The organism is Terrilactibacillus tamarindi (genome assembly GCF_009718825.1).
Classification (GTDB): Bacteria; Bacillota; Bacilli; order Bacillales; family Sporolactobacillaceae; genus Terrilactibacillus; species Terrilactibacillus tamarindi.
On the sequence record NZ_WNHB01000003.1, the window covers coordinates 40,463 to 64,092 of the forward strand.

The 23,630-nt window shown below is 36.9% G+C and carries 21 protein-coding genes; 17 read left to right on the forward strand and 4 right to left on the reverse strand.

The features are described 5' to 3' along the window. Positions 1-46: 46 nt before the first annotated feature. The 3 genes from pdxK to GMB86_RS02455 all read right to left on the reverse strand — a co-directional run bounded on the left by pdxK (position 47) and on the right by GMB86_RS02455 (position 1,977). Complete coding sequence (gene pdxK / locus GMB86_RS02445) at positions 47-874, reverse strand: pyridoxine/pyridoxal/pyridoxamine kinase (RefSeq protein ID WP_155216488.1); 828 nt, start codon at positions 872-874, stop codon at positions 47-49. Between the two features lie 82 nt (positions 875-956). Then, positions 957-1,613 carry a bacillithiol biosynthesis deacetylase BshB2 gene (gene bshB2 / locus GMB86_RS02450; protein WP_155216490.1) on the reverse strand — a complete coding sequence of 219 codons (657 nt, stop codon included), beginning with the start codon at positions 1,611-1,613 and terminating at the stop codon, positions 957-959. 19 nt (positions 1,614-1,632) lie between these two features. Then, positions 1,633-1,977 (reverse strand): YojF family protein, encoded by a 345-nt coding sequence (locus tag GMB86_RS02455; RefSeq protein WP_155216492.1) that lies wholly within the window; start codon positions 1,975-1,977, stop codon positions 1,633-1,635. 237 nt (positions 1,978-2,214) lie between these two features. Here GMB86_RS02455 and msrA point away from each other — a divergent pair, with 237 nt between their 5' ends. From msrA to phnE (GMB86_RS02530), 15 genes are all read left to right on the forward strand, one after another. Continuing rightward, positions 2,215-3,177, forward strand: a complete 963-nt coding sequence (msrA, locus tag GMB86_RS02460; protein ID WP_155216494.1) for a peptide-methionine (S)-S-oxide reductase MsrA — start codon at positions 2,215-2,217, stop codon at positions 3,175-3,177. A 402-nt stretch (positions 3,178-3,579) separates the two neighbouring features. After that, positions 3,580-5,289 (forward strand): sensor domain-containing diguanylate cyclase, encoded by a 1,710-nt coding sequence (locus GMB86_RS02465; protein ID WP_155216496.1) that lies wholly within the window; start codon positions 3,580-3,582, stop codon positions 5,287-5,289. A 301-nt stretch (positions 5,290-5,590) separates the two neighbouring features. Then, positions 5,591-6,679, forward strand: coding sequence for a LysM peptidoglycan-binding domain-containing protein (locus GMB86_RS02470; RefSeq protein ID WP_155216498.1), 1,089 nt, complete (start codon positions 5,591-5,593; stop codon positions 6,677-6,679). 527 nt (positions 6,680-7,206) lie between these two features. Next, entirely contained in the window at positions 7,207-8,166 is a 960-nt protein-coding gene (gene qoxA / locus GMB86_RS02475; RefSeq protein WP_155216499.1) for a cytochrome aa3 quinol oxidase subunit II, read from the forward strand. Positions 8,167-8,179: 13 nt separating this feature from the next. Then, positions 8,180-10,135, forward strand: coding sequence for a cytochrome aa3 quinol oxidase subunit I (qoxB, locus tag GMB86_RS02480; RefSeq protein ID WP_408033824.1), 1,956 nt, complete (start codon positions 8,180-8,182; stop codon positions 10,133-10,135). Continuing rightward, positions 10,135-10,737 carry a cytochrome aa3 quinol oxidase subunit III gene (qoxC, locus tag GMB86_RS02485; protein WP_155216501.1) on the forward strand — a complete coding sequence of 201 codons (603 nt, stop codon included), beginning with the start codon at positions 10,135-10,137 and terminating at the stop codon, positions 10,735-10,737. Before qoxB ends, qoxC begins: the two co-directional genes overlap by 1 nt. Next, positions 10,737-11,039: a cytochrome aa3 quinol oxidase subunit IV gene (qoxD, locus tag GMB86_RS02490; RefSeq protein ID WP_155216503.1), complete on the forward strand. Its 303-nt coding sequence runs from the start codon at positions 10,737-10,739 to the stop codon at positions 11,037-11,039. Before qoxC ends, qoxD begins: the two co-directional genes overlap by 1 nt. Positions 11,040-11,424: 385 nt before the next feature. Then, positions 11,425-12,177, forward strand: coding sequence for a DeoR/GlpR family DNA-binding transcription regulator (locus GMB86_RS02495; protein ID WP_329602717.1), 753 nt, complete (start codon positions 11,425-11,427; stop codon positions 12,175-12,177). Beyond that, positions 12,174-13,085: a 1-phosphofructokinase gene (pfkB, locus tag GMB86_RS02500; protein WP_155216508.1), complete on the forward strand. Its 912-nt coding sequence runs from the start codon at positions 12,174-12,176 to the stop codon at positions 13,083-13,085. Before GMB86_RS02495 ends, pfkB begins: the two co-directional genes overlap by 4 nt. Positions 13,086-13,101: 16 nt before the next feature. Then, entirely contained in the window at positions 13,102-15,012 is a 1,911-nt protein-coding gene (locus GMB86_RS02505; RefSeq protein WP_155216510.1) for a PTS fructose transporter subunit IIABC, read from the forward strand. Between the two features lie 171 nt (positions 15,013-15,183). Further along, positions 15,184-15,450: a phosphocarrier protein HPr gene (locus GMB86_RS02510; protein ID WP_155216512.1), complete on the forward strand. Its 267-nt coding sequence runs from the start codon at positions 15,184-15,186 to the stop codon at positions 15,448-15,450. 1 nt (position 15,451) lies between these two features. Beyond that, positions 15,452-17,167, forward strand: a complete 1,716-nt coding sequence (ptsP, locus tag GMB86_RS02515; RefSeq protein WP_155216514.1) for a phosphoenolpyruvate--protein phosphotransferase — start codon at positions 15,452-15,454, stop codon at positions 17,165-17,167. A 190-nt stretch (positions 17,168-17,357) separates the two neighbouring features. Then, the gene (phnC, locus tag GMB86_RS02520) at positions 17,358-18,128 is read left to right on the forward strand and encodes a phosphonate ABC transporter ATP-binding protein (protein ID WP_155216516.1); all 771 of its coding nucleotides are present in this window, start codon (positions 17,358-17,360) and stop codon (positions 18,126-18,128) included. Beyond that, on the forward strand, positions 18,128-18,907 hold the full coding sequence (gene phnE / locus GMB86_RS02525; RefSeq protein ID WP_155216518.1) for a phosphonate ABC transporter, permease protein PhnE: 780 nt from the start codon (positions 18,128-18,130) through the stop codon (positions 18,905-18,907). Before phnC ends, phnE (GMB86_RS02525) begins: the two co-directional genes overlap by 1 nt. Beyond that, positions 18,904-19,701, forward strand: coding sequence for a phosphonate ABC transporter, permease protein PhnE (gene phnE / locus GMB86_RS02530; RefSeq protein WP_155216520.1), 798 nt, complete (start codon positions 18,904-18,906; stop codon positions 19,699-19,701). Before phnE (GMB86_RS02525) ends, phnE (GMB86_RS02530) begins: the two co-directional genes overlap by 4 nt. Positions 19,702-20,010: 309 nt before the next feature. On the opposite strand, the gene GMB86_RS02535 is transcribed toward phnE (GMB86_RS02530), so the two are convergent. After that, positions 20,011-20,940: a phosphate/phosphite/phosphonate ABC transporter substrate-binding protein gene (locus tag GMB86_RS02535; RefSeq protein WP_155216522.1), complete on the reverse strand. Its 930-nt coding sequence runs from the start codon at positions 20,938-20,940 to the stop codon at positions 20,011-20,013. Positions 20,941-21,298: 358 nt separating this feature from the next. Here GMB86_RS02535 and GMB86_RS02540 point away from each other — a divergent pair, with 358 nt between their 5' ends. Together GMB86_RS02540 and GMB86_RS02545 are read left to right on the forward strand one after the other, a co-directional pair. Further along, positions 21,299-22,861, forward strand: a complete 1,563-nt coding sequence (locus tag GMB86_RS02540; RefSeq protein ID WP_155216776.1) for a bifunctional metallophosphatase/5'-nucleotidase — start codon at positions 21,299-21,301, stop codon at positions 22,859-22,861. Positions 22,862-22,902: 41 nt separating this feature from the next. Continuing rightward, positions 22,903-23,589 (forward strand): uracil-DNA glycosylase, encoded by a 687-nt coding sequence (locus GMB86_RS02545; RefSeq protein WP_155216524.1) that lies wholly within the window; start codon positions 22,903-22,905, stop codon positions 23,587-23,589. Positions 23,590-23,630: the final 41 nt, after the last annotated feature.

A 23,630-nucleotide genomic window follows, 5' to 3' on the forward strand; every position in this document is an offset into this window, starting at 1 on the left:
GGACAAAAATAGAACCTATCTTTAATGGATAGGTTCTTAAGTATTCTTAATTTTTCGTTGCAGTTAAGCTCTTTTTATACGCACTATGGTCTGTTGGACCAACATATTGATTTAATTTAAATGAATGACGAATCGCTTCGGTGATGAAGTCTTTCGCTGTTTGGATTGCTTCTTTAACTGAACGGCCCTTGGCTAGTTCGGCTGTGATGGCAGCTGAATAGGAGCAGCCTGCGCCATGAATGTATGGAGTATCAATTTTTTCAGATTCAATTAATTCAAAATCTTGACCATCATAAAGAACATCCGTAGCCTTTTCTGTGTTAAGTTTGCTGCCACCTTTAACAATGACATAGTTACTACCAAGATCATGAATAATGGCAGCAGCTTGTTTCATTTGATCGACCGTCGTGATTGGTGGAAGCTGAGCTAATTTTGCAGCTTCAAATAAATTTGGTGTCGTTACAGTCGCTAAGGGTACTAGAAGTTCACGTAAACTGGTTGTATTCTCTGGTTGAAGTTCTTCATCAGCCCCTTTACATACCATGACAGGGTCAATCACCACGTTCTTTATTCCTTGTTCTTTAATTGTTTTTGCCGTTAACTCAATGATCTCTGGAGACCCAAGCATACCTGTTTTCATGGCGTCTACACCAGCACCAACAACAATGGTGTCTAATTGAGGTTTCAAAATATCTACACTAATAGGAAAGACTTGGTGAGCCCAGCTATTATACGGATCCATAGCGACAATTGTGGTAATGGCACTCATCCCATATACGCCTAGTTCCTGAAAGGTTTTCAAATCGGCTTGTAGTCCTGCGCCACCACTGCTATCAGAACCAGCAACAGTAAGAGCTTTGTAATGTGTTGTCATAAATACCTACTCCTTACTTTAGATCTTATTTAAAAGTATAAGCACTAAGCTATAAAGATATCAAATTTCAAAATCAGACTCATTATTTTTCATCAAATGAATAAGTCCAAAATTCCTCTGTCTTAAATCGTTCTTGCAGACTTGGATTTTGTTTCATCTCTTGAATAATGGGTGCTGTCTGCGACATGTGAGCTGCTAAGACGGCTAACTTTTGATCGATAACGTCTGTCACATCACGGACGACATCTGGCTTTCCAAGGTCATCTACAATATTATGTGAGAATCCTACACAATGTAGTAGTGGACGGTCTTGGCTTGGGAGTTTTTCAAGTGCTCTTACAACGGCTGCACCACAAGCATCATGATCTGGATGCACACTGTATCCAGGATAGAATGTAATAACTAATTGAGGATTTAATTCATGAATAACGTGAATAAATACATCGGCGAGTGCGTCTTTATCTTCAAATTCAATCGTCTTATCATGATAGCCCATCATTCTAAGATCCTTAATTCCAGCAAGGCGACTGGCTTCTTGGAGCTCCTTCTTTCGATAGTCTGGCAGGGTTTCCCTTGTGGCGAATATAGGAGAGCCCATATTACGTCCCATTTCTCCGAGTGTTAAACATAAATAAGTAATCGGGATCCCTTGATTTGACCACTGTATCAGGCTTCCAGCAACTCCGAATGACTCATCATCAGGATGTGGAAAAATGACAAGGACGGGTTTTTGATTCAAGTTAATGACCTCCTCTTTCTTAAAAAGGGTGCTCGCTTAATTCGAGTGCTACAGCTAATTTACCTTCATGATTATGCCCTGCGAGGAGCAAGCGTCCTTTTTCATCCATTTCAAAATCGGTGAGACCTTCGGCATAGATCCAGCCTAGCTCCATTTTTAAACCAACACGGTATGGACCTTTCCCTGTGAGTTTCCCTTGTGAAAATTCAACCCGTGCATTCCGGATAAATGCACCTGCTGAATGGAAAGTTTGATCTGTATGTGTTGCATACGCCCCATTTGTTGTTTCAAGATGGACATAAATCTTTTTATTCTTGAACTTTTCAATAAGGGGTTGAACAAGATGACGCTCTATAGGCTTCATCACGAATTCCTCCTAACGACATCGGTTACCGATAGACTTTTAATTAGGGTATTTTCATCTTTTGATCTTATCTTAACAGTTTATCAGAATTCCCTAACGGACGAAATTATGATGTATCCATAAGATGATGAGAAAATGATAGCCTATTTTGAACACGATAAGCAAATTTGTGGCTATAACCTAGTTATTACGGGTAAATTAGACATAACATGGTAAAAGAGAAGGAGAGAAAATCGTATGAATCAAGATAACCATCATTATCAACGGGCGACTTTTGCAGGGGGATGCTTTTGGTGTATGGTAAAACCTTTTGACGAGCTACCTGGGATTAAAAGCGTCATTTCTGGCTACACAGGCGGACATACGATCAATCCGAGCTATGAAGAGGTTACAACCGGCTTAACAGGGCATGTTGAAGCTGTTCAGATAACCTATGATGAAACTGTTTTCCCATATGAGAAATTACTTGAGATCTTTTGGCAGCAAATTGATCCAACTGATCCTGATGGGCAATTTTTTGATAAAGGATCTTCCTATCGCACGGCCATCTATTATCACAATGAAGAACAAAAATCGGCAGCAGAAAAATCGAAAAAGAGATTACAAGAGAGCGGTATCTTTAAGAAACCCATTGTGACGCCTATTTTACCGGCGGAAACTTTTTATCCTGCGGAGGATGATCACCAAGCTTATTATAAAAAAAATCCATATCACTATAAACGCTATTTTACAGGATCAGGCCGGGATGCTTTTATTAAAAAACATTGGGGAGTCAAAAAGGATGAACAAGAATTGAGGAAGAAATTAACGGATATTCAATTCAATGTCACTCAACGAAATGCAACGGAGCGTCCTTTTGAAAATGAGTATTATGCAAGTGAGGAAGAAGGCATTTATGTCGATGTTGTATCGGGCGAACCTCTATTCAGCTCAAAAGACAAATATGATGCTGGATGTGGATGGCCAAGTTTTACAAAACCAATTCAATCTGCTCATATTGAAGAACATACCGATTTAAGTCACGGTATGATTAGAACAGAGGTTAGAAGTAAGTACGCTGATTCACACTTGGGTCACGTGTTTCATGATGGACCGGATTCAACGGGACTTCGGTATTGTATTAATTCTGCTGCTCTTCGGTTTATACCTAAGAAAGATCTTGTTAAAGAAGGATACGGGGAGTATGTCTCCTTATTTTAAGTTTCTTTAGTTTTTACTTATTGTAAAATGGGGACTATTGATTGGGCTGATGAAGACGGTAGGATAACAATGAAATGTTAATTGACCTGTTAAATAAAGTAAACATTAGCTATTTGAAAAGCGCAGTTTCTAGGATTGCGCTTTTTATAGTTGTTAAGATTCTTATGTCTTTTTTTACACGTTGTATAATAATTTATTTAATTCTTGCAATTAAGTAATATTCTTATATATAATGGTTAATAATACCTATATCCTCCATCTATGTGATCATATATCTACCTAAATATAGGTAATCTACTCATGGCATTCATTATTTATAGTTCATAAGTCTTAAAAATGCATAATGCACATGATCAATTTTTTTAAAGTGTTATAAAATGATAAGTTGGAAGAGTGAGATATATGAATTTTCATGATAGCTTCCTCAATAAAATAATTAAAATTGAAAATACAAATCAGGATCTTGAAACCACCTTTCCCTTAAAGCCCTCTGTCTTTGAACTTAGAGAGAATCTTGATCCTATTTTGTATGAAGTAGCTCAAACTCTTAAGAAGTCCATTGTTATTTTAATCATTTTAGAAAACGATCGTCCCTATGTCCTCTCAACCTATGGAATTCCAAAAAATAAACTCCGAGAAATCGATTTAGACATTGACAGTCATGATTTACCTTTTGTAATTAGTGAACCTATAAAAGATATGAAGGGAAGACTGCTCGGTCATTTACTTTTGGCGGATCCTCGGCCAAGTCATTTTTCAAAGCATGATCAACAAACATTAGACATCTATATAAAATGGATGGCCTCTGTATTTAAAAAAACGATTTTTAAAAAAAATAACGATTATTATCAGCTTTTTACCGATATCGTGTGTAAATCGACTAGTTTATCTAAAAAGATGAACGATCTAATTCTATTAAGCTGCCAACTGTCAGGTGGATCAGGTGGAGCGATTGTTTCATTTTCATATGACAGAGAAGGAATAGTGGAAAATGCAGTCGGACCATGGTTAAAATCAGGGGACCGGCTTAATCAGCCATTTACAGATTACTTTGATTTGAGCAAGGATATGGATCATTATAGATTTGACTTTGGAAAATATGACATTATAGGGAAGAAATTAATCACAGATAAGAATGGTTTATCAGTGTTGCTTCTCTATTCAAATGAAAAATTCACTATTGATTCTCATTTTATCAATCAAGGAATGATGAAATTTATCGTCGATTGGTTAAAAAGAGAAATTAAAAGAAGCTTAAGTAAACGTAACAGAATAGATATGGTCAAAGTTTATCATGACCTATTTAAGACTGTAAAAGATGCTATCATTATTTCAAATCAAAAATTAACAATTCAATTTGTTAACAAAGTAGCTAAACGCTTGTTTGGCTATAAAAAAGTCGATATGGTTGGCAAGAAACTCACGGACATTATAAATAAAAATGATCAATCAATACATAAACTAAAACAGTTATGTGAGAACCCTGTACATACGGACCATGTCATTGAATTTAAGGCAAAACAGCGAGATGGTACGATGATCTGGTTAGAAATGACGACTTATATTATTAAAACAAAAAGAGAATGTCTCTTTGGTCACGTCATAAAAGATATTACAACACAAAAAGCCAATCAAGCTATGATTCACCGATTGGCTTATTTCGATTCACTAACCGATTTGCCAAACAGAATTTCATTTAACGAAAAAGTTGTTGAATGTTTAGAAAGTCATCAACGATTTGGTATTTTATTTATAGACATTAACGGCTTTAAAGAAGTAAATGATACCTATGGTCATAACATGGGTGACCAGTTATTAAAGGAGATAGGGTATCGACTTGAAAAGTTAAAAAGTCAATTAAACTTTCACGCCTACCGATATGGGGGCGATGAATTTTTAGTATTAGTGAATAGACGTTTAGAAAAAATTAACGATATAAGTCGGACCATAAAGAAAGAACTCTCAAGAAGGTATTATTTTATTAACCATGAAATATCCATTTCGGCAAGTATTGGTACTAGTATCTTTCCAGAAGATGGATCTGATATTCTAACGCTCCTTCAGAGAGCAGATTTGGCGATGTATCAAGCGAAATTCTCAGATGAAAATTAGTTTATTTTTAAACGCAAGAAAAGGGCTATTATTAGGTAAAATACGACATTATTTGCAAAATTTTGGGTTGCTTAATAGTAAAATAAGCATATAATAATGAATATCAGATAGTAGTCTATTAATATTTTAAATTAATATTCAATTGATAGGAAAGTCTGATGATTTTGGTATAAATGGATGTTAGTCTATCTTTATTACTTGTTACTTGACTTGGTGACTTTTTGAACAACCGCTTTAATGACTCTGATAAATAAAATCTACTAAATAAAAACATAACGTAATACATCCATGGGGGGATATGATGAAAAAAGTAATTATTCCTGCAGTATTGGCTGGCGGAATTATACTGGCTGGTAATAGCCAATCATTTGCAGCATCGGGACAAGAAATCATCCAGTTTGGTCAGAAATTTCTAGGGACACCTTATGCATATGGAGCGTTAGTTGGTGTAACGAATTCATTTGACTGCTCTTCATTCACTAAAACGGTCTTTGCTAATTTCGGAGTAAATTTGCCAAGGGTATCATCACAACAGGCTTTAGTTGGACAACCTGTAAGTAAAAGTAATTTACAAGTTGGTGATTTGATATTTTTTGATACTGACCATAATGGCAGTATTAATCATGTCGGCATTTACGCAGGAAATGGAAAAATGATCGATGCGGAAGAAACGTATGGTGTTCACGTAACGAATGCATTTTCACCATATTGGTCAAAAGCCTATGTTTCAGCAAGAAGAGTTCTGAATGCAAATTCTAGTGCTCCTTCCAATATGACCTATCATCCACAAAATTCAAACACAAGTTCAAACTCATCTACTAGTTCATCTACAAAAGGTTCGTATACGGTAAAAAGCGGAGATTCTCTCTGGAAAATTAGTCAACAATATGGTGTATCCGTTTCTACACTTAAATCTCTTAATCATCTAACATCAGATTTAATACATATTGGTCAAAAATTGACTATTTCTGGAAACGGACAAAAGGGGCAACAATCAAGTACGAGTAAGCAAAAACCAACAGCCACGTCAACTAGTTCATCTACTCGTTCTACAACAGGCGTATATAAAGTAAAATCAGGCGATTCACTTTGGAAAATTGCCAACAAGTATAAGACGGCTATCTCAACTTTAAAAAGTATTAATAGGTTAAAATCTGATTTGATTTACCCAGGCCAATCCTTAAAAGTGAATGGCTCGGTGAAAGCGCAAGTAAATGAAGTAACATCGACATCGGCATCATCAAATTCTGGCACTTACAAAGTAAAGAGCGGTGATAGTCTATGGGAAATAGCTACACTTCACGATGTGACAGTCAATAAATTAATGAAAGCCAATCATTTAAGTTCCATTATTATATACCCTGGTCAAACCCTTTCGATTCCTCAGTAAAAATTATATAAGACTAAATATATGAGTTGCATAGCCATCGCTATGCAACTTTTTAACGTTTCATAGTCCTTTTATTCAATTATCCTGTATTAACGGCGAGTAAGACTCCCACCTCAAGGCTATGAGTGTAAACGATCATTCCTAGATGAGGGATAGCTCGCATGAGAGGTTCCACTTTTCAGATATATCTTCCCTGAAAGTTTTATACTATATTAAATCAAAAATTGAGTTGTACTAGCATCAAATTTTGTTGTATGCCAAAAGTTATGTTTGAATAGACTAAGAAAAGTGGTATTACATGGTAGAATGAATACTAGATATTCGCATGAGATGGGAACAAACCGTGTCGATATTATATCTAAAAACCGAATAAATTTAGACACTTATATTTGTTGTAAACATTAGTATAGTATAAATTCATTTAATGAGGTTATAATGAAAAATTATGCTATAATAATGATTGCGTGTAAGGCGAATTCTATTTAGAGAAAAATGTATACGGAAAGAAGGGAGGAATTTAAGCAATTATGAAAAAATTTGCTATGAAATTAATCGGATCATGTTCTTTATTATTGTTATTTTTAACGGGCTGTACAAATAGGATTGCTGTGCTTAATCCACAAGGACCGGTAGCTCGGCAACAATATCACTTGATTATCTGGTCAGTTATTTTGACAGCTTTTATCTTTGCAGTCGTGCTCATCATTTTTATTTATGTACTTGTGAAATTTGGACGAAAAAATAATCATGCCGGATACGATCCAAATAATCATGGGAATACAAAACTTGAAATTACATGGACACTCATCCCTGTAGTTATTTGTATTTTATTAGCTGTACCAACAATAAAAACATTGTTCGCTTTAGAAGGCCCACCTAAACCTACAGAGGGTCTATCAAAGAAAGAACCTATCACTATTAATGTAACGTCAGCAGACTGGAAGTGGATTTTCAGATACCCTAAAGACGGTATTCAAACGGTCAATTATGTCGTTATTCCAGAAGATACGCCGGTCAAATTTAATTTATTTGCTGATTCAGCGATGAACTCATTTTGGGTGCCTGAACTAGGTGGCCAACAATATACAATGCCTGATATGCCAATGAAACTTTGGCTACAAGCGGATCATGTTGGCGATTACTTGGGAAGAAGTGCCAATTTCTCTGGTAGAGGTTTTGCAGGGATGCAATTCCATGTCTTATCAAAGACAGATGCAGATTATAAAGCTTGGATTCAAACTATTAAAGACACGAAACCAGCTTTGACGATGTCTACATATGAGGATCTATTGAAACCAAGCAATGTAAAAACGATGGCATTTTCGTCGTATCCAAAGGAATTAGATGATAAAGATAAAAAAGCTATGAAAAAAATGAAACATATGGAACATATGGATATTCCTGAAAATCATTTGGATTTAAATTCAAAAGATAATGACATGGGTGGAATGGATATGTCAAATGACAGCATGAAAGGAGGAAAATAAGTTGATCGAAAACATAAAATCGTTCTTAGGCTCCTTTTTTGTTACAGGAGATCCCATGATTTATGGTGCAGATGCGTCCATTGCTTTAGCAACCATAGGGATTGTGTTTTATTTAACCTATTTCAAAAAATGGAAATGGCTATGGGATGAGTGGTTAACCACTGTTGATCATAAAAAAATTGGTATCATGTATATTATTGCTGCTATATTGATGTTGTTCAGGGGCGGCGTAGATGCACTTCTTATGCGTGCGCAACTCATTATCCCAAACAATACATTTTTAACATCTCAGCATTATAATGAGATATTTACAACGCATGGAACAATCATGATTTTCTTTATGGCCATGCCGTTTATCTTTGGGTTGATGAACATTGCCATACCCCTTCAAATTGGTGCACGAGATGTTGCCTTTCCGTTTCTTAATGCGGTTAGTTTCTGGTTGTTTTTCCTAGCAGCTATGTTATTTAACATTTCATTCGTTATTGGGGGTTCACCTGACGCAGGTTGGACTAGTTATGCCCCACTCGCAGGATTGAAACTGGATCCAGGTGTCGGAGAAAACTATTATCTCGTGGCCTTACAAATTTCAGGGATCGGAACCCTAGCCACTGGTGTTAACTTCTTAGTTACCATTTTTAAAATGAGAGCTCCAGGCATGACATTGTTTAAGATGCCAATGTTTACTTGGTCTACACTAGTTACTTCCATAATTATTATATTTGCTTTTCCCGTACTAACGATTGCCTTAGCACTTATGTCAATTGATCGTTTATTCGGTGCCCATTTCTTTACAATAGAAGCTGGCGGTTCACCGATGATGTGGGCTAACCTTTTCTGGATATGGGGACATCCTGAGGTTTATATTGTTCTTATTCCCGTATTGGGGATTTTCTCAGAGGTTATTTCAACCTTTGCACATAAAACGCTTTTCGGTTATAAAGCGATGGTTTGGTCTATGATTGCTATTTCGGTTTTGAGTTTTACAACATGGCTTCACCACTTCTTTACAATGGGTAATACAGCGTGGGTTAATTCATTTTTCTCCGTCTCAACGATGATTATTGCAATACCAACGGGTGTAAAAATATTTAACTGGCTGTTTACGTTAAATAAAGGACGAATTGAATTTACTACAGCGATGTTATGGGCATTAGCGTTTATCCCTAACTTTACCATTGGTGGTATTACAGGTGTAATGCTTTCGCTTGCTCCAGCCGATTATCAATACCATAATAGTTATTTCCTTATTGCTCACTTCCACAATGTGCTTATTGCAGGTACTGTTTTTGGTGTGTTTGCTGGATTACATTATTGGTGGCCAAAAATGTTTGGTCATGTTCTCAATGAGCGATTAGGAAAATGGGCATTCTGGGTATTTATGATTTCCTATAATATCTGTTTCTTGCCAATGTATTTTATTGGTTTAATGGGAATGACGCGTAGAATGTATACCTTCCCTTCAGGCTTAGGTTGGGAACCGTTAAACCTTGTTATTACACTGGGAGCCTTCGGTATGGGTGTAGGGTTCCTGATTATGGTTTGGATGATTGTGTACAGTGCGAAATATGGAAAAAGAGATACAACAGGAGATCCGTGGAACGGCCGAACTTTAGAATGGGCGACATCATCACCTGCTCCTGAATATAACTTTGCTCATATTCCACAGGTAGAAACAGTTGATGCCTTTGCACATATGAAAGAGAAGGGAACAGCAGGCAACATATACAAAGCACCGTTCCAAGCGATTCATATGCCAAATGATACTGGAATACCATTTATCTTATCTGTATTCTTTTTCATAGCAGGTTTTGGTCTTGTTTTTGAATGGTACTGGATGGCTATACCAGGAACAATAGGTATCATTGTATCTATGATAGTACGTTCATTTAAAGATCATGAGGACCATCATCATATACCAGCTGAAGAAGTGGAACAAACAGAACGTGCAGCAGGGAGGTTATCATAATGGAGACAACAAATCATACACCGATTGAATACTCTACAGAAGAAGGCAGTAACAAAATTCTTGGTTTCTGGGTGTTTCTAGGTGCTGAAATTGTATTGTTTTCGGCTCTATTTTCAGTCTACCTTGTCTTGCACAGCCACACAGCAGGTGGTCCGACATCAAAAGACTTGTTTGAAGTCAAAGAATTTATGATAGAGACTTTTCTATTATTGATCAGTAGTTTTACATGTGGTTTAGGAACCATCGAGCTTAGGAGACACAATGTCAAAGGACTTGTCGCTTGGCTTGTCGTTACATTACTCCTAGGTCTTGGATTTATAGGCATGGAACTTAATGAATTTATTACCTATGTCACTGTCGAACATGCGACCCTTCAAACAAGTGCCTTTCTATCAGGTTTCTTTGTCCTTGTTGGTACTCACGGTGCACACGTTAGCTTTGGGATTGTCTGGATGATTTGCGTGATTATTCAACTTCTTAGACGAGGCGTAACACCTGTTACAGCTCGTAAAGCTTTCATTATCGGTTTGTATTGGCACTTTCTTGATGTTGTATGGATCTTCATTTTCACAGCAGTTTATTTGACAGGGTTGGTGTTATAATGAGCTCAAATAACCATGAACTTAATAAATTTCCGTGGAAACATGTCATTGGGTTAGCTTTATCACTTATTTTGACGTTAATTGCTTTGTGGGTTGTCGTTTCATTATCGCTTCCTACAGTAGCAACATTAACCATTATCGTTTTATTAGCGGTTTGCCAAGCCTTTATTCAATTGTTAATGTTCATGCACATTAATGAGAATCATGGTCGAGGTTACAGAATATTAGCCATTGCCTTTGGTTTTTATATCGCAGTGGTCGTTGTTTATGGCTCACTTTGGATTATGTGGTTTACAGTCTGATATAAGAAAAAACAAAGTAATACTCATAACCATAAGAAAAATCAATCCGATTGGTTTTTCTTATGGTTATTTTTTGTGTAAAAGAATACTTCCATGTTTTGATGGTTAATCTTCACATCACTGATAAAAAACTAAATGACAGGAATGACGTTAGGACAATCTAAATAAGGGTATAGTAAAAAAAAATGATCAGAAATAATCATAAAACTAAATAATAAGCAATCAAAGTAACAAATTAATTGGACATTCGAGTAAATTCTACAAAATATGTGTCAAAATTTATTAAAATTTTGTTAACGTATGATTATTTGTGAGCGAAATTGTGTTTTTTTGATTGATTGAGAAAGGGCATTCATCTATAATGGTCAATGGTGAGGTGATTTAGGTGTTGACTCCATCAAGACGTCATCTTATATTGAGCCTAATCAATGAAAAAACATTGGTTACAATAAAAGAATTAGCCGAGTGGACGCAATGCTCAGAGGCAACAATCAGAAGAGATTTAAGTTACCTAGAAAAAGAAAATAAACTTAAACGTTTTCATGGTGGTGCTGAATCCATTCTTTCTCCGAATGTTGAAACCTCTATAGGAGCAAGAAAAGTTTGTAATGCTGAACAGAAGAAAGCGATTGCAAAATTTGCAGCAGATTTAGTAGAACCTGGAGACTGTATCTTTTTAGATTCTGGGACAACCGTTATTAATATGGTTGAGTTTTTAAGACATAATATAATTGTGGTAACAAATGGATTGTCTATTATTGAACGATGTGTCGATGTAGGGATTCCTACTTATAGTATTGGCGGCAGGATTAAAAAACTCACCAGTGCTTTTGTTGGTAAAGGGGCACTTGATGGTCTAACACATTATCATTTTGATAAATGCTTTATGGGTATGAATGGTATAGATTTGACCTATGGTTTCACAACACCTGATCCAGATGAAGGTTTAATCAAGCAAAAGGTCATGTCTTTGTCTGATGCCTGCTATGTTTTAGCCGATCAATCGAAATTTGATCAAGTCACATTTAGCTCAGTTAATCCGTTAAACAAAGCAGTCATAATAACCAATCATAGAAAGAACAGCAAAAAGTTATTGAAATATCAACAAATAACAAGAATTGAGGCGGTCGAGTTATGATTTATACATGCACACTAAATCCTTCAATCGATTACTTTTTAGATGTAAATGAGTTTCGAACAGGACAAATCAATCGTGTAAAAACGGATAAAAAAATGCCTGGTGGTAAGGGAATTAATGTTTCCATTGTTCTCAAACGTTTAGGTGTTAGCTCAGAAACTTTAGGGTTTATTGGTGGATTCACAGGGGACTTTATTAAACAAGCCTTAAAAAAGGAAGAAATTCGGACCAATTTCATTGAAGTTAATGGAGATTCTCGTATCAACGTAAAAGTGAAAAGTGATACAGAAACAGAAATTAATGGACATGCGCCTGATATAACGAAGGAAAATATAGACCAACTTTTTAGTCAACTAAAAGAGTTAACAGATCAAGATATTCTAGTTTTATCTGGAAGTGTCCCTGAATCTTTACCAAAAACAATTTATAAAGACATGATGGAAGTTGTTAGCAAGAATAATGTCAAAGTGATCGTTGATACAAGTGGACCAGCTTTTAATGAAGTCGTGACAATGAAGCCTTTTCTTATCAAACCAAATCATCTCGAACTCGGTGACTACTTTGGCGTTGAACTATCTAATGTAGAGGATATTATTTCATATGCGAGAAAATTGATCGACCTTGGTGTGGAACATGTCATTGTATCTATGGGTGGTAAAGGAGCCCTCTTAGTAGGAAAAGAAGAAGCTTTCTTTGCATCTGCACCTAAAGGACAAGTAAAGAATTCAGTGGGAGCGGGAGACTCTGTTGTCGGCGGATTCTTAGCGGAATACTCCGTCAGCGGGGATATTGTTAAGGCTTTTCATAATGGTGCTGCATCAGGCAGTGCAACGGCTTTCTCCGTTGATTTATGTACAAAAGAAGAGGTATTAGCTTTATTACCTGAAGTAAAGCTAACTAAGATATAAAGGAGGGTCTTTCAAAATGAAAGTAACTGAATTATTAACTGTCGAAACGGTTAATTTAAACTTAAAGAGTACGAAAAAAGAAGATGTACTCGATGAAATGGCTCAGGTCTTATACGATGCTGGTAAATTGAACGATCTTAAAGATTATCGTGCTGCCATTGCAAAACGGGAATCGGAAAGTACAACAGGAATTGGAGAAGGTATTGCCATTCCACACGCTAAAACAGCTGCTGTTAAAGTACCTTCGATTGCCTTTGGTCGTTCAGTTGAAGGGTTAGACTATGCTTCATTAGACGGAAAACCTGCTCACTTATTTTTCATGATTGCCGCAACTGAGGGAGCCAATCAAACTCACTTGCAAACTTTATCAAAACTTTCAACTTACTTAATTCAACCTGATTTCCGTGAACAATTGTTTAAAGCGGAAACACCAGAAGATATTATTCGCGTTTTTGAAGAAAAAGAAGAAGCCGAAGAGGCAGAGAAAAAAGCAGCTGAAGAAGCCGCAAAAGAACCAAAAAAGGAAGAACCAATAGACCCTGATGCTGTGAGAATCCTTGCTGTTACAGCATGTCCAACAGGTATTGCTCATACTTATATTGCAGCTGATTCTCTAAAAGCTAAAGCAAAAGACATGGGCTATGATATTAAAGTTCAAACAAACGGCTCTACAGGTATTCAAAATCACTTAACTCCAGAAGATATTAAACACGCTAAAGGAATTATTGTTGCGGCTGATACAAAAGTTGATCTAGAACCGTTTAAAGGGAAACCAGTTCTTCAAGTACCTGTTACCGCTGGTATTCGAAATCCAGAAGGTCTGATTAACCAAATTGTAAAAGAAGAAGCGCCTATCTATAATGGTGATGGAGCGAAAAGTGAGAATAAGGAAAGTAGTAGCGGTTCAAAACAGAATCCTTTTTACAAACACTTAATGAATGGTGTATCTCATATGCTTCCATTCGTTGTGGGTGGCGGTATTCTCATTGCTATTTCATTCTTATTTGGAATAAATTCAAGCGATCCAAGTTCGCTGCAGTATAATCCTTTTGCTGCTGCTCTCCATATGATTGGTGCAGATAACGCTATTTTCTTAATGGTACCTATTCTAGCTGGTTTTATTGCCTATAGTATTGCGGAACGTCCTGGGCTCATGCCTGGTATGGTCGGTGGGATGATGGCTGTCCACAGCGGTGCAGGCTTCTTGGGAGGCTTAATCGCAGGTTTCCTTGCTGGTTATGTTGTTGTCTTAATTAAAAAAGCCTTTGCCAACCTACCACAAGCATTAGCTGGATTAAAACCAGTCTTGATCTTCCCGGTATTAGGTGTGCTTATTACAGGTCTCATTATGTATGTTGTCAACTCACCAATTCGCTGGATCATGAATGCATTGACAGATTGGCTACAATCTCTTGGAACGGGAAATCTTGTTCTACTTGGAATGATTTTGGGTGCGATGACGGTTATTGACATGGGTGGTCCCATTAATAAAGCTGCATTTACATTCGGTATTGCTATGATTGATGCACATTTCTATTATGCTCAAGCTGCTATCATGGCAGGTGGAATGGTTGCACCACTTGGTATGGGTATAGCGACAACATTCTTTAAAAATAAATTTACAAAGCAACAAAGAGATACCGGTTTGACAGCTTACGTTCTTGGCGCTACCTTTGTCACTGAAGGGGCTATTCCGTTTGCTGCAGCGGATCCACTTCGTGTTATTGTCTCTAGTGTAATTGGTGCGGCAGTAACTGGGGGACTTGCTTTATTCTTCAAGATTGGATTACAAGCCCCTCATGGTGGTATCTTTGTCGCGTTCTTCGTAAATGGAAATCCATTCTTGTATATTTTATCTATTATTATTGGTGCTTTAATCACTGGTTTTGTCTATGGTGCTTGGAAAAAACCTATAGAGCAAGCATAATAAAATGTAGGCTGTCATTTTTCAAGTGTGTATTCACTTGAGAAATACAGCTTAATTTTTAAAATATACAGCTAAATTTGACAATTTTATATACTTTTTTAAAGCGTATTCAAAAGAACAAGCATCACTGATATAATGGAGAAGTGAGTAATAGATAAAGGAGTTAACAACATGGTTGAAAAGATTTTTAAGGTGACTAGTAGTGCTGGTATTCATGCTAGACCTGCCACATCGCTCGTTAATAAAGCAAGTCAGTTTAATTCCGACTTAAATATTGAATATAATGGTAGAAAAGCCAATTTGAAATCCATAATGGGTGTCATGGCTATGGGCATTCAACAAGGTGCAGAAATAAAAATTACAGCACAAGGATCAGACGAAAGTGAAGCAATTAAAGCAATTGAAGAAACGATGAAATCTGAAGGGTTAGGTGAATAAAATGTCTGAAAAAATTACGGGTATTGCAGCATCATCAGGAATTGCCATTGCAAAAGTCTTTGTTTTAGCCAATCCTGAAATCGTGATTGAACGTAAAACTGTTTCTGATAAAGCAGGTGAAGTTGAGCGTCTTGAAAAGGCCTTAGCTACATCTAAATCTGAACTAGAAATTATTCGTGATAAGGCTAAAGTGGACCTCGGAGAAGATAAAGCAGCCATTTTTGATGCTCATTTGCTTGTTCTCAGTGACCCAGAACTTGTTGGTGCCGTGAAAAGCAAGATTGAGTCAGACAGTCTTAGTGCTGAAGCCGCTTTAGATGATGTATCATCGATGTTTATATCGATGTTTGAAAATATGGACAACGATTATATGAAAGAGCGTGCTGCAGATATTCGTGATGTATCCAAACGTGTGATTAGCCACTTATTAAATCTTCAATTTGCATCCCCTGCAAGCATTACAGAAGAAACGATTGTTGTTGCTGAAGATCTTACGCCATCAGATACAGCTCAGTTAAATCGTAAATATGTTAAAGGTTTTGCAACAGACATTGGTGGAAGAACGTCACACTCTGCTATTATGAGCCGTTCAATGGAAATCCCAGCCGTTGTAGGAACAAAAACAATTATGGAAAAAGCTGAACAAGGCGTTCTTGCAATTGTTGATGGTCTTTCAGGTGAAGTTATCCTAGATCCAACACCGGAAGAAGTTGATAAATATAAAAAGAAACAAGCCGATTTCCAAGCTCAACAAGAAGAGTGGAAAAAACTTGTGAATGAATCGACGAAAACAGCCGATGATCATCATGTAGAATTAGCTGCGAACATTGGTAATCCAGGAGATATTGAAGGCGTACTTAATAACGGCGGTGAAGCTGTCGGTTTATATCGTACGGAATTCTTGTATATGGGCCGTGATAAATTACCAACTGAAGATGAACAATTTGAAGCTTATAAGGCTGTTTTAGAAAAAATGGAAGGAAAACCAGTTGTCATCCGTACATTAGATATCGGTGGCGATAAAGAACTTCCATATTTAGATCTACCTAAAGAAATGAATCCATTCCTTGGATTTAGAGCTATCCGCCTTTGTTTAGAACAACAGGATATCTTTAGAACACAATTACGTGCTTTGCTTAGAGCAAGTTCTTATGGCCAATTGAAAGTCATGTTCCCGATGATCGCAACGCTTAACGAATTTCGCGAAGCTAAAGGCATCTTACTTGAAGAAAAAGAAAAGCTTGTATCTGAAGGAACTTCTGTTTCCGATAATATTGAAATTGGTATGATGGTTGAAATTCCATCAACAGCCGTTCTCGCTGATCGTTTTGCAAAAGAAGTCGACTTCTTCAGTATCGGAACAAATGACCTTATTCAATATACGATGGCAGCGGACCGTATGAACGAACGAGTGTCTTACTTATATCAACCATACAACCCATCGATTCTTCGATTAATCAACAACGTGATTACAGCTGCACACAAAGAAGGTAAATGGGCGGGTATGTGTGGAGAAATGGCTGGAGACGAAACAGCTATTCCATTATTATTAGCTCTTGGGCTTGACGAGTTTAGTATGAGTGCAACATCCATCTTACCAGCGCGTAGCCAGCTAGCGAAACTTTCTAAAGAAGAACTTTCTAAACATAAAGAAGCATTCTTAAACTTAGATACAGTCGATGAAGTTATCGATTATGTAAAAACTCACTTAAGCTAATCTTTGATCTGAAAACCCTTTTCCAAGTGGAGAAGGGTTTTTTATTATTTTTTATAAAAATGTAAATTGATAAAAGAATAAGTCAATTTTAATTGTAAAATGGCAGATTTTCCTTGTAACTTTTTCTATCCATTGGTAAATTTAAGGTAGGTTATTTTGTAGTCGTCATGAAAAGGAGCGGAGAGCATATATGATAGAGTTCAAGGATGTATTAAAGATCTACCCTAATGGAACAAAAGGTCTGAATAATGTAAATATTAAAATTAATAAAGGCGAATTTGTTGTGATTGTAGGTCTTTCTGGAGCAGGTAAATCCACCATGTTGAGATCAATTAATCGACTTCATGAAATTACATCTGGCGAGATTATCATAGATGGGAAATCGATTACGAAAGCGAGAGGAAAAGCCTTATTGAGATGTCGACGTGATATTGGCATGATCTTTCAGAATTTTAATCTAGTAAAACGGTCGACGGTTCTTCGTAATGTACTTTCTGGACGGGTCGGATATCATTCAACAATCCGAACTTTACTTGGTTTGTTTCCTAAGGAAGATATCAACATTGCCTTAAATGCTTTAAAACGTGTGAATCTAGAAGAAAAAGCGTATTCGAGGGCGGACGAATTATCGGGGGGACAACAACAAAGAGTGTCCATTGCCCGGGCTCTTGCTCAAGAGGCTAAATTTATACTTGCCGATGAGCCTGTTGCTTCACTAGATCCATTAACAACAAAACAAGTCATGGATGATTTGAAGCGAATCAATAAGGATCTAGGGATTACAACTATCGTTAATCTCCATTTTGTCGACTTAGCAAGACAATATGCGACACGTATTGTAGGCGTCCGTGCAGGGGAAATTGTGTTTGACGGTCCTGTTGAAGAAGCAACAGACGACGTATTTTCAAGTATCTATGGGCGTCCTGTTAAGCAAGATGAAATGTTAGGGGCGAAAGTCTAATGGATGCACTTAAGAAACGAAGATTATCCTTGATGAAACGTCTTGTGACACTTATTTTTATCATCGTCATCTTATGGGCCAGTAGCTTAGGGACTGAAGTATCAATAAGTAGTTTAATGGATGGATTACCTGGAATGGGGAGTTTGTTTTTAGAAATGCTTCCACCTGATTGGAGTTACTTTAGCTATGTGACTGAACCCATGTTAGAAACAATTCGTATGGCGGTTATTGGTACAACATATGGAGCCATTGTCGCTATTCCTTTTGCCTTGCTATCATCGAGAAACGTCGTGAAGTGGCCTGTGATTTACTTTCCTTTTCGGTTTGTTATGAATCTCATCCGTACAATTCCTGAATTACTTTTAGCCGCTCTATTTGTTCCTGTTCTAGGTATCGGAGACAATGCAGGTATTATGGCGTTATCCGTGTTCTCGTTCGGTGTTATCGCTAAGCTCGCTTATGAATCTATTGAAGCGATTGATAATGGTCCATTAGAGGCCATGACGGCGGTCGGAGCTAATAAAATTCAATGGATTTTCTACGGTGTAGTACCACAAGTTATCGCATCATTTGTATCCTATACATTATATTGTTTTGAAATCAATGTGCGTGCTGCCGCCATATTAGGTTATGTTGGAGCAGGCGGAATTGGCTTATATTTAAATAATACGCTCAAATTATTTCAATACCAAAGAGTATCAACGATTATCATTTACACATTAATTGTCGTCGTCATCATTGATATGATTAGTAATAAGTGTAGGGAGAAATTGATATGAATGAGACCATTAGAAAAAAACAAACTATTCGGCGAATTAAGATTTGGACGAGTGTGGTCATTGTTGCTCTTATCTATATCTGGGCATTTAGTGGTATGCCCAAGATGGAGTTTAAACCGTCTGCTGTTCAGGCGATAAAAGCCATTTTCTCAGGTCTAATACATCCAGATTGGGATTACTTTTATGATCCTGAGGGAGAGGATTTATTAAGAACGTTACTTGAAACACTTTGCATTGCCATTTTAGGAACCTTTATATCCTCTATTCTCTGTGTTCCCTTTGCTTTCTGGGCTGCTCGTAACATGAACAAATATCGATTTATTTCAAGTAGTGGTAAGTTTGTACTGAGTGTCATCCGTGTATTCCCTGAATTAATATTAGCCCTATTATTTATTGCAGCAGTCGGTACAGGTCCTTTTGCCGGTATTTTAGCTCTAGGGTTTCATTCTATCGGAATGCTTGGAAAACTCTTTGGAGAATCGATAGAGGATATGGATTTTAGTAGCTCTGAAGCTTTGAAATCTTGTGGTGCAAATAAAATTCAAACGCTTTGGTTTGCCATCGTCCCACAAGTGATGCCTTCTTTTGTCTCCTTTACGCTTTACAGGTTTGAATTAAGTGTCCGGGCAGCGACAATTCTCGGGATTGTTGGAGCAGGCGGTATTGGTGCACCACTTATCTTTGCACTGCAAGGGCATAAATGGGATCGTGTCGGTATGATTCTAATTGGTATTATCGTAATGGTAACGATCATTGATTATATCTCATCAACGATTAGAAAAAGAATTGTATAATTTATAGACTTTAATGTTACTTTAAGTAGAGACGCCCTCCGGATATATGAATCCGGAGGGCGTCGTTGCATCTGATTTTTTTAATAGATGAGGGATCAACACTGATATAAAATAAGGGGCCGCTCAAATTCGAGCGCCCCCTATGTGCTTTAACGTTTATCCCGCCTTAACGGCAAGTAAAGACCCCCACCTCAAGATTTTGCGTGTTCAAAGAAGATAGGTGAGGGATCAACTGCCCGTAAAGGCCCGATTGGTTCAGCTAACCATCAGTGGGGGATGAAGAAAATCCCCACTGATGGAAGCTTCACTTTATTTTCCAACTTCTTGGATTTTTTTATTGTAGTCACGTACTGTATCAAAGTTAGAGTCTTTGGATTTAGCGTATCCAGAGTGAGTATAGATGGACATGATAATTTTGTTTCCTTCAGGATCATTACCAATATCTACGAATGCATCAGAGATTTTCTTTTTCCATTTGCTTGACATGTCAGGGCGAACGCTGATTGTGTCATTTGGAATTTTAGCCGTTTGGAAAACAAAGTGTGTATCTTTAAATACGTCAGGATATTCAGCAGCCACGATGTTTCGGGCATCAATAAAGACCGGTGCTGCATCTACATCTTTATTTAGTACGCCTAAGACCCCTTTATCATGACCTTGCAAGGTGACACCAGTCACATCTTTTTGAGGATCAATTCCAGCTTCTTTCATGGTTACAGCTGGGAATACATAACCTGCAGTTGATGTTGTATCTTGCCAACCAATTTTTTTACCTTTTAGATCTTTAATCGATTTTATTCCTGAGTCGTTTCTTACTAACATACCTGAGTAGTAATAATCAACTTTTTCATTGGTCGATTTACCGTCTTTTGGATTTACACCAAAACGTTCAGCTTGGAGAAGAACATCTGCATAGCCTTTGTCATGAGCCAAGACATAATCTGTAGGTGGTAAGAAACCAATATCCATTTTGTTATGGCCCATTGCTTCTACAATGCTGTTATAGTCTGTTGTTACGGTTACCTTAACAGGGATACCTAAACGTTTTTGTAAAAGTTTTGCGAGAGGTTTTGCTCTAGCTTCAAGTGTATCTGCATTTGAAGATGGAACAAATCCAATTAGAAGCTTCTTAGGAGTATAATCTTTAGAGCCTCCAGAAGATTTACTACTACCGCATCCAGAAAGGACACCGATAATCAGGCCTAAAGCAGCAAATAATAAGACAATCTTTTTAACCATATTCTTTTTAACCCCCCGAAAAATTGTTTTTTTAAATAGAATACTAATCTATCATAATATATCTTTTTAAGGAAATAAATGCTAAAGTGTAGTATTTTACAAAAAATTTTGTTTTTAGAAAAAATTCCCCTCTTTATATCAGTAGGATATCTACTAAATTGATAATATGATTATAAGGAAATCGGGGGATATTATTATCAAATAAAAACTTATGCTAAAATAAAAATTAGAAGAAATAGAAACTTAATTGGAAATAAATAAGGTGAGGAAATCTAGCAAGCAGGTTGAAGATAGAGAGAAAAGACAGAATGCTTGCACATCCCCTAAAACGAGAGATGAGGAATGGATCGTGACGCAAATGAAATTAGTCATTCTTGAGACAAGTGATATTCATGGACATATTTTTCCCATTCAATACGCCAATAATGATTATGAGCATTCTGGGTTAGGTAAGATAGCCAGTTTAATTAGGGAACAAAGAGAAGAGAATAATCATGTTCTTCTTATTGATAACGGGGATCTAATACAAGGGACTCCGTTAACCTATCACTATGTGCGCTTAAATCATGAAAAACCAAATCCGATGATTGTACTAGCAAATAAACTTCAATATGACGCTGCGGTTTTTGGTAATCATGAGTTTAATTATGGACAGCAGCTACTGCAAAAAGCAGTCGATGAATCTCACTTTCCGTGGCTTTCTGCTAATATATTGAACCAGGAAACGAAAGAGCCTTATTATGGAACACCTTATATTATTAAAAAATATGAAAATATTAATATTGGTATTTTAGGTTTGACTACTCACTATATTCCTAACTGGGAAAAACCTGAGCATCTCAATAATATAGAATTCGAAGATGTCATTGTTTCGGCGAAAAAATGGGTTGCTTACTTAAAAAATCAATTGCATGTAGATGTAGTGGTCGTCTCTTATCACGGAGGTTTTGAGGCAGATCTTGATTCGGGTCGACCAACCGAGACGTTGACAGGAGAAAATCAAGGTTACCGATTATGCACCGAAGTAAACGGCATTGATGTATTATTAACGGGACATCAACACAGACAAATTGAAAATAAGAAAGTTAATGGTGTAGTGGTTGTTCAACCCGGATGTAATGGAACTCATTTAGCCAAAGTCACACTTGAACTTGAAAAAACATCCGATGGCGTTCGTATTTTATCAAAAGAATCCGAATTACTACCCGTTGTTGAAGTTAAAGAGGATCAGAAGTTACTTGAAAGTGTTAGTGAATATGAATCAGAAACCCAAAAGTGGCTAGACCAACCGATTGGGAAAATTGAAGGGGACATGACAGTAAAGGATCCCATGGAAATAAGAATTCAAGATAACCCTTTAATTGAGTTCCTTAACCGCGTCCAAATGGAAGCTGCGGGTGTCGATATATCTAATACCGCCCTCTTTGATAATAAATCTCCTGGATTCGGTCAGTTTGTCACCATGAGAGATGTCGTATCCAATTATATTTATCCGAATACGTTAAAAGTCATCCGCATATCAGGTCAAGATATTAAAGATGGTTTGGAACGCTCGGCTAGTTATTTTAAAACATATAACGGGAAGGAAATAGAGGTAAGTCAAACCTTTACAACCCCGAAACCGCAACATTATAACTATGATATGTGGGAAGGAATAGATTATATTATCGATATTTCAAAACCTGTCGGTGAACGAATCACAAAACTAGAGTATAAAGGAGCTCCAATAGATTTGTCGGGTCAATTTGATGTTGTCATGAACAATTACCGTTCTGGCGGAGCGGGGGATTATCCGATGTATAAAGGAAAACCGGTCATAAAGGATATTCCAATTGATGTATCCGAACTTATCGCCAATTATATTTTAGATAGAAAAGTGGTCAAAGCGACTGTTAATCATAATTGGAAAGTTGTCTACTAAAAAATAACTTATTAATGCTAGGAATCAAAGGATGTTTAGGCATGCAAACAATTTTAAAAAATGACTGGGCAGAAGAGCTGAATAGTGAGTTCGAAAAGCCTTATTATAAAGATTTAAGAACCAAACTAAAAGAGGAATATGAAACAAAAATTATTTACCCAGATATGTATGATTTGTTTAATGCGCTCAATGAGACACCTTATGATAAAGTCAAAGTTGTTATTTTGGGCCAAGATCCTTATCATGGTCCAAATCAAGCTCATGGTCTAAGTTTTTCAGTTAAACCAGGTGTGCGGAAGCCGCCGTCATTGCAAAATGTTTTTAAAGAACTGCATGATGACTTGGGGTACCCTATCCCAGAACATGGTTGCCTTATCGAATGGGCTAAAAGAGGCGTATTGCTTTTAAATACGGTTTTATCTGTAAGAAAAGGCGAGCCCAATTCACACAAAAATTTAGGGTGGGAACAATTTACCGATCATGTGATTCAAAGTCTAAATAAAAGAGAAAAACCCATTGTATTTATTTTATGGGGCCGCCATGCGCAAAATAAACGAGGATTAATAACAAACAAAGCTCATCATATCATTGCCTCACCACATCCAAGTCCTTTTTCAGCACATCGCGGTTTCTTTGGTAGCCACCCATTTTCGAAAACCAATCAATTTCTAGAATCAGTTGGAGAAGAACCAATAAATTGGAGACTGTCCGATGAGGTAGAACTGTAAGGACTTACCTAAGGGGGTAAGTCTTCTTTTGTAGGCTGAGG